Genomic DNA, 9,621 nt, shown 5'->3' with positions numbered 1-9,621 from the left:
AGGCAATCGGCTGCGCGCGGTTGCCGACAATTTCATTGATCTTGACCGCACTCTCGAATTGCCGGCCCTGATGGAAAAAGGTCAGTTCAAACGGCAGTTTGGCGGCGCGCCAGTATGCGCTATCGCGTTTATAGCGGATATCACGATATTGATCGTAATCCAGACTTTCGAGTCCCTTGGAAATGTTTTTCTGCGGCTCCTTGTAGGAAGTCGCAGCGAGTTGCTGCGCCTTCTTCGCGACATCGTTGAAATCGAAGGCCAGCGCCGGAACGCAGGGCAGGAAGGCTGCAGCGAGCAACAAACTGCCTGACTGGCGGCGCATGTATGTAAAGAAATGACGGAGCATGTTTTTTCAACCTATACAAACCAAGCAGCAACAGATACGGAACCTGCCGCGCCACAGGGGGCGCAGGCGGTTCCTTGAAATGACGGGCGTCACACTGCCATGCAAAGTGAAAATGATTTTTCGAGGAATAGCGTCATCCCGGTGCGTGACGTTTGTTTCTATTGGGTGCGCTTTTCACATAGTCGGAGTGCATGCAAGCAATAAGGTTCCGCTAGCGGGCAAGCTTATGCATTTTTAATCGCAACTTTGCTCAATGCACATTGCGTGCCATCAAGCCTGCCAGACGCCATAGCCTGCTTCGCGCAAGCCTATGCCCAGCTCGACTTCCATCTCGCACGCCGCCTGATACGGCATCGGGTTATAGACGGCATAAAGTTGCGGCAGCAGGCGCAAGCCGAATTTCTCGACGTATTTATTGCTCTGTATGCCAGCCTTGTGCTTGTCGAAACGCAGGTCGGGATCCAGTCCGGTCATGCCGACATAGACGCAGGGCTGGCCGGGGATGTAATCCGGATTGGCTTTCTTGAAGCGCGCTTCATAAAGCACATCCGGCGACAGCTCGATGACGTAGACGTGGTGATGGTGGCGACGGGACATGACTATGCTTTGAGCAAAAACGAAACATCGCCAGCATAGCAGGCTGCTGTTGCCACTGCGCCCTCTCGTGCATGCTGCAGCCATCGATTCCTGCAACAACTGTGGGTACAATCGGCACATCGCTGATGCATGGCGCAACAGGGTCTATGGACCGGAAAGCGAGTCGACATGAAAGCAGGGCTCTTGCAGCAGGCATGGTCGCTGACCAGGGATGCGGTCGCCGCCTGGATAGAAGATTTTGCGCCCAGCATGGGTGCGGCGCTGGCTTACTACACGATCTTTTCACTCGCACCTATGCTGATCATCGTGATCGCGATCGCCGGCTTCTTCTTTGGCCAGGATGCGGCGCAAGGCGCGATTGTGGTCCAGCTGCGCGACTTGATGGGCGATACCGGCGCCAGTGCAGTCGAGGGCTTGCTGAAGTCGGCCAGCGAACCGGGGCAGGGCATCATCGCCGCCACGCTGGGCATACTGACCCTGATGATAGGCGCCACTGCCGTGTTCGGCGAACTGCAGAGTGCACTGAACCGGATCTGGAAAGTGCCGGCAGAAAAGGAAAGAAGCGGCATCTGGACGCTGCTGCGCACGCGCATGCTGTCTTTCGGCATGGTAATGGGGCTGGGCTTCATGCTGCTGATATCGCTGGTCCTCAGCGCCGTGCTGGCGGCACTCGGAAAATGGTGGGGCGACATCCTGGGCAGCTGGAGCATCGTGCTGCAACTGTTGAATCTGGCGGTTTCATTTACCGTCATCACCGGCTTGTTCGCGATGATCTACAAGTTCATGCCGCGCGCCCGCATTCCATGGCGCGATGTCTGGGTCGGTTCTGTCGTGACCGCCCTGTTGTTTACGATAGGCAAAACCCTGATCGGCCTGTATCTGGGCAAGACCAATATGGCATCCGGTTTCGGTGCCGCCGGCTCGCTGGTGATCCTGCTGGTGTGGATTTATTATTCGGCGCAGATTTTTTTGCTGGGCGCTGAATTTACCTGGGTGTTTGCGCAGCAGCATGGCTCGCAATCTGCCGCCTCTCAAGTGAATGCGGCAGTTACCGGCGACGCAGCGCTGAAATAATCCGGCCTCATTTCAAGCAGCCGTTTGCATCAAACGGCTGTCATTTTATTGTCTATTGAAGATCAGCGAGCTGCATACGCAATGCCATCAACCATGAACGATACGACCATCCGATCTCCGACTTCACGCTCTGCCCGCATAGACGCCCTGCGCGGCATGGCCGTGTTCGGCATCTTGCTGGTGAATGTGTGGTCCTTCATCTGGGGCTTCGAAAGCCTGCGCTACGGCGTGTTGCCGGCAACGGCATCCATCTTCGACGTGCTGGCCGTGGCCTTTGTTGCCTTCTTTGCCGAACAAAAGTTTTATCCGATTTTTGCCTTCCTGTTCGGCGCCGGTTTTGTGATGGTGACGCGCTCGCTCAAACACAGGCTGGGGCGCTGGAGCGATGCGGAGCGGCTGTTCCGGCGCAGGCTGACCTGGCTGCTGGGATGCGGCATAGTGCACGGCACCCTGATCTGGTTCGGCGATATCCTGACCGTCTACAGCATCGCCGGCTTCTTTGTCCTGTCCGGACTGGCCGGTGCGCGTTTGCGCCAGCTCCGCAACAGACTGCGCATCTGGACTATCGTGTTTGCTGCACTGCTGCTGACCAACTTTGCATTGAATATGCAAATGCTGGACGCCGACGGGATGCATGCACAGGCAAAAAATACCGTGGCTGCGGTGGAAGCAGCACGCGTGATTTATACGCAGGGCGATCTGCTGGCCATAGGCATACAGCGCATCAGCGATTACCTGTCGGTGACAACGCAGTCGCTCTTCATCCTGCCGCATATTGCCGTGCTGTTCCTGCTCGGTGCGATGTCGGTGCGGCGCGGCTGGCTGACGCAGCCGTGGCGGCACATGACATTCTGGCGCCGGGTGCGCTGGACGGGTTTTGCGCTCGGCATTCCATTCAACCTGGCATGGGCCGCGCTGGTGCTGGCCGAAGCCATCGATCCGCTGCACCCATCTGCGTATACCTTCCTGCTGTATGCGTGGCTGCCGATCGGCGGTTCATGCCTGGCGGCCGCCTATGTTGCCTGCGTGATGCTGGCCGGTCAGGGCTTGCTGCAATGGCTGGAAAACTGGCTGGCGCCGGTCGGCAAGATGGCGCTGACGCATTACCTGACGCAATCCCTGCTGTGCGCAGTGCTGATCCAGGGCTTCGGTTTTGGGCTGGGTGAAAAATGGCCGCCGGCCGGCTGGCTGGCGATTGCAGGCGCGATCATGCTGCTGCAATTATTCTTCAGCCGCTGGTGGCTGGCGCGGCATGCGCAGGGACCGGTTGAAATGCTGTCGCGCCGCTACATCAACCGGGGTCTTTAACTTTCATCGTTCAAGTGGCAGGCTGAAAAATGCTGCGGCGCGATTTCCTGCAACAACGGTTGCTCGATACTGCAGCGCGGCATCGCATGCGGACAGCGCGGATGGAAGTGACAGCCGGATGGCGGATGCAGGGGTGATGGAATTTCCCCTTTGACTGGATAGAACTCGATCTTCTTGACTTCCAGTTTAGGCGCGGCAGCCAGCAAGGCCACCGTGTAGGGATGATTCGGCCGCGCGAACAATTCTGCCGTCGGCGACGATTCGACTATGCGTCCCAGGTACATGATGAGGACGCGATCCGAGATATGGCGCACCACGCCGAGGTCGTGGCTGATGAACAGATAGGTCAGGTTCAGTTCGTCGCGCAACTTGATGAACAGGTTGAGCACTTGCGCCTGTATCGATACATCCAGCGCCGCAACTGCTTCATCGCAAACCAGCAATTCAGGATTGACGGCCAGCGCGCGGGCGATGCCTATGCGCGCCCGCTGGCCGCCAGAGAATTGATGCGGGAAGCGCCGCGCCAGCGCCAGATCCAGGCCTACCCTTTGCAGCAAGGCTTCCACATATTCCTTTTGCTGGGCGGCGGCAACCATACGGTGCGCCAGCGGCGCTTCGCCAACGATATCGTGTATCCGCATGCGGGGGTTGAGCGAGGCATACGGATCTTGAAATATCATTTGTATCGCCAGCTGCTGCTGTCGTCTTTGCGCAGCGTTCAATGCGGCCAGGTCTGTACCCTTCCAGCTGCGCGTGCCGGACGACAGCGCATGCAAGCCGGCAGCCATGCGACCCAGCGTCGATTTGCCGCAACCGGATTCACCGACCAGCCCGACCACCTCACCCGGATGTATCTCCAGCGTCACCTGATCGACGGCATGCACGACTTCTGCACTTCTTTTTGCGCCGAACAGCTGCCCCAGTCTAGCGCCTGCATCCAGCGGCTTGGCGAAACGCTTGTCGGCGTCGCGCAATGCGAGCAGCGGCGGCACGATCTCACTCATGCGGCACCCCGCTCGTTGCGGTTATCGGATGAAAGCAGCGCAAGCTGCGTGCGCCATCGACAAGCAGCGGCGGCGTGTTGCTGCACATCGCTGTCGCGCGCTCGCAGCGGGTGCGGAAGGCGCAGCCGGATGGCAGGTTCAACAGCGAGGGCGTCATGCCGGATATCTGGCGCAGCGGCAGGCCGCGCTGATTCTTCGATGGCGACGAGGCGATCAAGCCATGCGTATAAGGATGGCGCGCTTGTTCCAGCACCTCGCGCACGCTGCCGCTCTCGACGATTTTGCCTGCATACATCACGCACACTGCATCTGCCAGGCCGGCAATCACCGACAGGTCATGCGTGATCCAGATCAGCGCCGTGCCGGATTCGCGGCACAGCTTTTGCATCTCGTACAGTATCTGTCCCTGTATCGTCACATCGAGCGCGGTGGTCGGCTCGTCGCAGATGATCAGGTCCGGCTTGTTCAGCAAGGCTATCGCAATCGCCACGCGCTGGCGCATGCCGCCGGAAAACTGATGTGGATAGGCGAGCAGGCGTTGATCCGGCGACGCAATCCCGACCCGCGCCAGGGCATCGCGCGCCATCGCACGTGCCGCCGCCTTGCCGACATCCTGATGCGCCAGCACTGCTTCCATCATTTGCGTATCGATGCGCAGGACAGGATTGAGAGTCATCATCGGGTCCTGGAATATCATCGCGATGCGATTGCCGCGCACGCGGCGCATCGCTTCCGGCGACAGGGTCAGCAGGTCTTGACCCTGCAGCAAGACCTGGCCGCCAACGATTTTTCCCGAATTGCTGCCACCTTCGTCTATCAAGCCCATGATCGAATATGCAGTCATCGATTTGCCCGAACCCGATTCGCCTACCAGCCCCAGTATCTGGCCGGGTGCGACCGAGAACGACACGTCCTCGACCGCCTTCACTATGCCCTCGCGCGCAGAGAAATGCATCTGCAGATTGTGCACGCTCAATGTTGGCGTCGTTGCTGTCGATGAAGTCGTCATAGGGTCTGCAGGCGCGGATTCAATACATCGCGCAATTGATCGGCCACCAGATTGATCGCCACCACGGTAAGCAGCAGCACAATGCCGGGGAATACGCTGATCCAGTATTTGCCGGACATCAGGTACTCAAAACCATTGGCAATCAGCAAACCGAGCGAAGGCTCGGTGACCGGCAAGCCGAGACCGAGGAAAGACAGCGTGGCTTCCAGTGAAATGGCCGATGCAACCTGCAATGCGGCGATCACGATCAGCGGCGGCAGGCAGTTCGGCAGCAGGTGGCGGAATACGATGCGCAGCGGCGACAGGCCGAGGCCGGCAGCCGCCTCCATGTATTCCTTCCTGCGCTCGACCAGCGCGGCGCTGCGCGCAGTGCGCGCGTAATACGCCCACTGCACTGCGACCAGCGCGATGACTATCTTGCTGGTGCCCGGCCCCAGCAAGGCCAGCAGGATCAGCGCCACCAGAATAGGCGGGAATGACAATTGGATGTCGGCTACCCGCATGATGAAATTTTCAACGCGGCCGCCGAAGTAAGCGGCAAACAGGCCCAGCGTCAAACCGATCGCCAGTGCGATCACGGTACTGACAACGCCGACGATGATGGAAATGCGCACGCCGTACAGTATCGCCGACAGCATGTCACGTCCCTGTTCATCGGTGCCCAGCAGATAGGTAAAAGTCCGGTCTGCATTCTGCGCGCCGGGTGCGAGGCGCGCATCCATGATGTCTATCTGTGCCAGATCGTAGGGATTTTGCGGCGCGATGACAGGTGCGAATATCGCCGCCAGCACTATCACCAGCAAAACGATGCATCCCGCGCCGGCAATCCTGCTGGCAAAGAAATTGCGCGCAAAGCGCTGCAGCGGCGTTTCCACTTCGGCTGCCTTGAGTATCGCGTCCATCATCAGCCCTGCACTTCCGACAGGCGCACGCGCGGGTCCAGCAGCGAATACACGACATCGACGATCAGGTTGATGAAGATGAACAACGTAACGATCAGCATCAGGTAGGCGACGATCACGGGCCGGTCCAGCACGCGGATGGAGTCTATGATCAGCTTGCCCATGCCGGGCCAGGCGAACACCGACTCGGTCACGATGGCAAATGCAATGATGGAACCGAACTGCAAGGCGATCACGGTGACGATGGGAATCAGGATGTTCTTCAGTACATGCACGCCTATGATGCGGCTGTTGCGCAAACCCTTGGCGCGCGCAAACCTGACGTAATCCTGCAGCAGCGCTTCCTGCGCGCCGGCGCGCGTCAGCCGTATCACCAGCGCGATATTGAATAGCGCGAGGTTGAAGGCCGGCAGCAGCAGATGCTTCAAGCCATCGACAGTCAGGAAGCTGAGCGGCACGCCGAACAGCAGCGTGGTCGCACCGCGTCCACCCGACGGCAGCCAGCCCAGCTGCACTGCAAACAGCATGATCAGCAGCAGCCCGACCCAGAAGGTAGGCAGTGAAAAACCGAGTATGGACACTGCCATGATGCTCTTGCCTGTCCAGCTATCGGGGCGCAGGCCGGCCCACAATCCCAGCGGGATGCCGAGAACGATCGCCATGCCTATCGCGCAAACTGCCAGTTCCAGCGTGGCCGGCAGGCGTTCGAGTATCAAGGCCAGCGCTGGCGTGCCGTAGGCAAACGAACGGCCCATATCGCCGTGCAAGGCTTGCTGGATGAAGATGAAATACTGCCGCCACAAGGGTTGGTCGAGCCCGAATGCGGCGATCGTGCGTGCGCGTTCGATCTGGTCGGCGTCGGGACTGATCAGCATGTCGATCGGATTGCCGATCGCATACACGCCGATGAAAACCAGCAGCGACATCACGACCAGCACGACGATGCTCTGGCCCAGGCGGCGAAGGATGAAGTCGAGCATGGTCAGCAAGCGCCGCTTAAAGGGCGCGTGCAGTCAGCCGGCAGGCGGCATTTATTCCGGATGGAACTGATGGGCAAAGGTGAATTCATCGGTACGCGCAGTGTACTTCAAGCCCTTGCGCAGCGCCCAGGTCGCATATTGATGATGCAGGGGGATCACCGCATATTCCTTCAATGCCAGCGCCGCCGCATCCTTCGCATAAGTTTCGCGCCTGGCCTGATCGACCGAAGCCAGCGATGACGCGATCAGCTTGTCGACTGCCGGGTTGCTGTATTTACCCCAGTTCCACGAGCCCCAGCCGGTCGCTGGATTCGGCGTGCCGACCAGCGTGCGCAAACCGAAGTCGCCGGCCAGCGTGCCCCAGCCCAGCAAGGCGACACTAAATTCGCCGGTGCGCGCCCGGGCGAAATAAACCGACAGCGGCAGGGTTACCACTTTCGTCTGTATGCCTATCCGATTGAGGAATTGCGCCACCGTCTGCACCACCTGATCGTCATTGATATAGCGGTCGTTGGGACCGTGCAGCGTCAATGCAAAACCGTTCGGGTAGCCGGCTTGCGCCAGCAGTTTCTTCGCGCCTTCCGGATCGTAAGCTTCCACCTTCAGCGCATCGTTGTAGCCGAATATGCCGGGCGAGACGATGTTGGCCGCCGGCACGGCCAGGCCTTCCATCGTGCGATCTGTCAGCGCCTGGCGATTGATGGCTTTAGAAATCGCCTGCCGCACGCGCACGTCGCGCAGCGGATTTTCCGCCAACGGCTAGCCGGCCTTGTCAGTCACTTAAGGCGAACTGCGCGGCGACTGGTCGAGATCCCAAAATATCGTGCGCCAGGAAATCTTTTGCGCGAAAGTGAATTTCGCACTGTTCTTCAACCGCGACAGGTCGGCAGTCGGCACGCCCTCTATCGCATCGACATCGCCAGACAGCAAGGCTGCCAGGCGCGGCGCGGAACTGGTAATGATGCGGAACGTGACCTTGTCCCAATCCGATTTTTCGCCCCAGTAATGCTCGTTGCGCGCCACTTCTATGCGGTCGCCGCGCCTGAAGCTGATGAGTCTGTACGGGCCGGTGCCTATCAATGCCTTGCCGCTGTTGAAATCCTCGGTAGCCGCTTCTTCTGCCGCTTTTTTAGACACGATGGAAATGGCACTCACATCCAGCGTCAGCGGACCGTAAGGCGCCGCCGTAGTCAGGCGTACGGTATAGGGATCGACGATTTTTTTCGCGATTATCTGTTTCGTGTAGGCAGTGTAAGGACCGGGGCTGTTCGTCAATTTTGCCGGCCTGTCGAGCGAAAAGATCACATCGTCGGCAGTGAAGTCCGAGCCGTCATTGAATTTCACGCCGCGGCGCAACTTGAATTCCCAGGTCGTCGCATCCACTGCGCGCCACGCAGTCGCCAGGCCAGGCACCAGTTTGCCGTTCGCATCCACATTGACCAGCGCATCGAAGATATGTGCGGCAAATGCGACGTTGGGCGCTATGTTCAGGTAATGCGGATCCAGCGACGATACATCCGCTGCCAGCGCGATTTTCAAATCTGCCGCATGCGTGGCCAGGCTGGCCGAACATGCCAGCGCAGCCAGCAGGGCAAGTGCAGACAGATTTTTTCGTTTGAAGCCAAGCATGTTTGCCTTTAAGAAGCCGGGGACTGTCGATGGCGCACGCAAGCATGCGCGGCCAGAGTCACACGGCGATGTTAGCCACCTGGCCTGCGTATGTAAATGATCCATTTGGTCTTTGGATAGTCGCAAAAAATATATCGGCCTCTCGATCAGCACACTCGCCGTCATGCAGCGCCCAACATGGCAGACGCTTACGTTCTAGAATATAGGCATCTTCACTTCACGATATGGAAATGCCATGCTGACCAGATCGCTAGTACTTGCCTTTGCCGCGCTGATGACGCTCAGCGTGCCGGCTTTTTCCGCCTCGCCCCGGCTCGATCTTCTGGGTAGTCCGGCGCCGTCCAGCATGGCCACGCGCACTATCGTCATCACGCCAGACACCAGATGGGTCAATGTGGAAGGCGGCGAAGTCATCAACTTCATCGTCGGCGACCAATCGTTTGGCTGGGATTTCTATGTCGGCTACACGATTTCATCATTCGACCTGAATCTGGTTGCGCCGGCCGGCCTGCTGCAGCGCCGCGTGACAGCCTATGTCTCTCCCGACCCCAGATACCGTGGCGTGGATTAGTTGCAGGCACAAACCGCATGATCGGGTCGAAACTGCCGCGCGCTCACCCTTTTTTCTTCCTACATGACACGCTGTTCCTCACTGCCAGCAAAATTTGCTTCAATTAAAACCTCATAAATAAAAAGCGCAGCCAGAATTGATCATTCTGGCTGCGCTTTTTAGCAAGAACTTCTGCTGTAAAGAAGTCCCGCTTTACCTGCC

At 58.7% G+C, this 9,621-nt stretch carries 9 protein-coding genes and 1 pseudogene; 3 read left to right on the top strand and 7 right to left on the bottom strand.

What is annotated here, in order from left to right; translation table 11 throughout:
• Window positions 1–346: glucan biosynthesis protein (locus tag Q7T06_RS02150; protein WP_304779372.1), on the bottom strand; the 346-nt coding region annotated here is incomplete at its 3' end.
• A 270-nt stretch (window positions 347–616) separates the two neighbouring features.
• Window positions 617–943 carry a hypothetical protein gene (locus tag Q7T06_RS02145; protein WP_304779369.1) on the bottom strand — a complete coding sequence of 109 codons (327 nt, stop codon included), beginning with the start codon at window positions 941–943 and terminating at the stop codon, window positions 617–619.
• A gap of 168 nt (window positions 944–1,111) precedes the next feature.
• Between Q7T06_RS02145 and Q7T06_RS02140 the strand changes: the two genes are divergently transcribed.
• Window positions 1,112–2,017, top strand: coding sequence for a YihY/virulence factor BrkB family protein (locus tag Q7T06_RS02140; RefSeq protein ID WP_304779366.1), 906 nt, complete (start codon window positions 1,112–1,114; stop codon window positions 2,015–2,017).
• A gap of 93 nt (window positions 2,018–2,110) precedes the next feature.
• On the top strand, window positions 2,111–3,325 hold the full coding sequence (locus Q7T06_RS02135) for a DUF418 domain-containing protein (RefSeq protein ID WP_304779363.1): 1,215 nt from the start codon (window positions 2,111–2,113) through the stop codon (window positions 3,323–3,325).
• On the opposite strand, the gene Q7T06_RS02130 is transcribed toward Q7T06_RS02135, so the two are convergent.
• The 5 genes and pseudogenes from Q7T06_RS02130 to Q7T06_RS02110 form a co-directional block, all read right to left on the bottom strand.
• Window positions 3,322–4,329, bottom strand: coding sequence for an ABC transporter ATP-binding protein (locus Q7T06_RS02130; protein ID WP_304779360.1), 1,008 nt, complete (start codon window positions 4,327–4,329; stop codon window positions 3,322–3,324). The two genes, Q7T06_RS02135 and Q7T06_RS02130, sit on opposite strands and share 4 nt — an antisense overlap.
• Window positions 4,322–5,338: an ABC transporter ATP-binding protein gene (locus tag Q7T06_RS02125; RefSeq protein WP_304779356.1), complete on the bottom strand. Its 1,017-nt coding sequence runs from the start codon at window positions 5,336–5,338 to the stop codon at window positions 4,322–4,324. Before Q7T06_RS02125 ends, Q7T06_RS02130 begins: the two co-directional genes overlap by 8 nt.
• Window positions 5,335–6,243: an ABC transporter permease gene (locus Q7T06_RS02120; RefSeq protein ID WP_370652329.1), complete on the bottom strand. Its 909-nt coding sequence runs from the start codon at window positions 6,241–6,243 to the stop codon at window positions 5,335–5,337. The genes Q7T06_RS02125 and Q7T06_RS02120 overlap by 4 nt, the downstream gene beginning before the upstream one ends.
• A complete protein-coding gene (locus Q7T06_RS02115) occupies window positions 6,243–7,220 on the bottom strand; it encodes an ABC transporter permease (RefSeq protein ID WP_304779374.1) in 978 nt (325 codons plus the stop codon). Before Q7T06_RS02115 ends, Q7T06_RS02120 begins: the two co-directional genes overlap by 1 nt.
• Window positions 7,221–7,271: 51 nt before the next feature.
• Window positions 7,272–8,849 (bottom strand): annotated as a pseudogene (locus tag Q7T06_RS02110) (ABC transporter substrate-binding protein).
• Window positions 8,850–9,084: 235 nt separating this feature from the next.
• On the opposite strand from Q7T06_RS02110, the gene Q7T06_RS02105 reads away from it, so the two are divergent.
• On the top strand, window positions 9,085–9,420 hold the full coding sequence (locus Q7T06_RS02105) for a CzcE family metal-binding protein (RefSeq protein ID WP_304779351.1): 336 nt from the start codon (window positions 9,085–9,087) through the stop codon (window positions 9,418–9,420).
• The last annotated feature ends 201 nt before the right edge of the window (window positions 9,421–9,621 follow it).

The organism is Herminiimonas sp., from assembly GCF_030645555.1.
GTDB lineage: Bacteria > Pseudomonadota > Gammaproteobacteria > Burkholderiales > Burkholderiaceae_D > Oxalicibacterium.
Note: the sequence above shows the minus strand (reverse complement) of the source record. Positions and strands in the feature narration are given on the sequence as shown.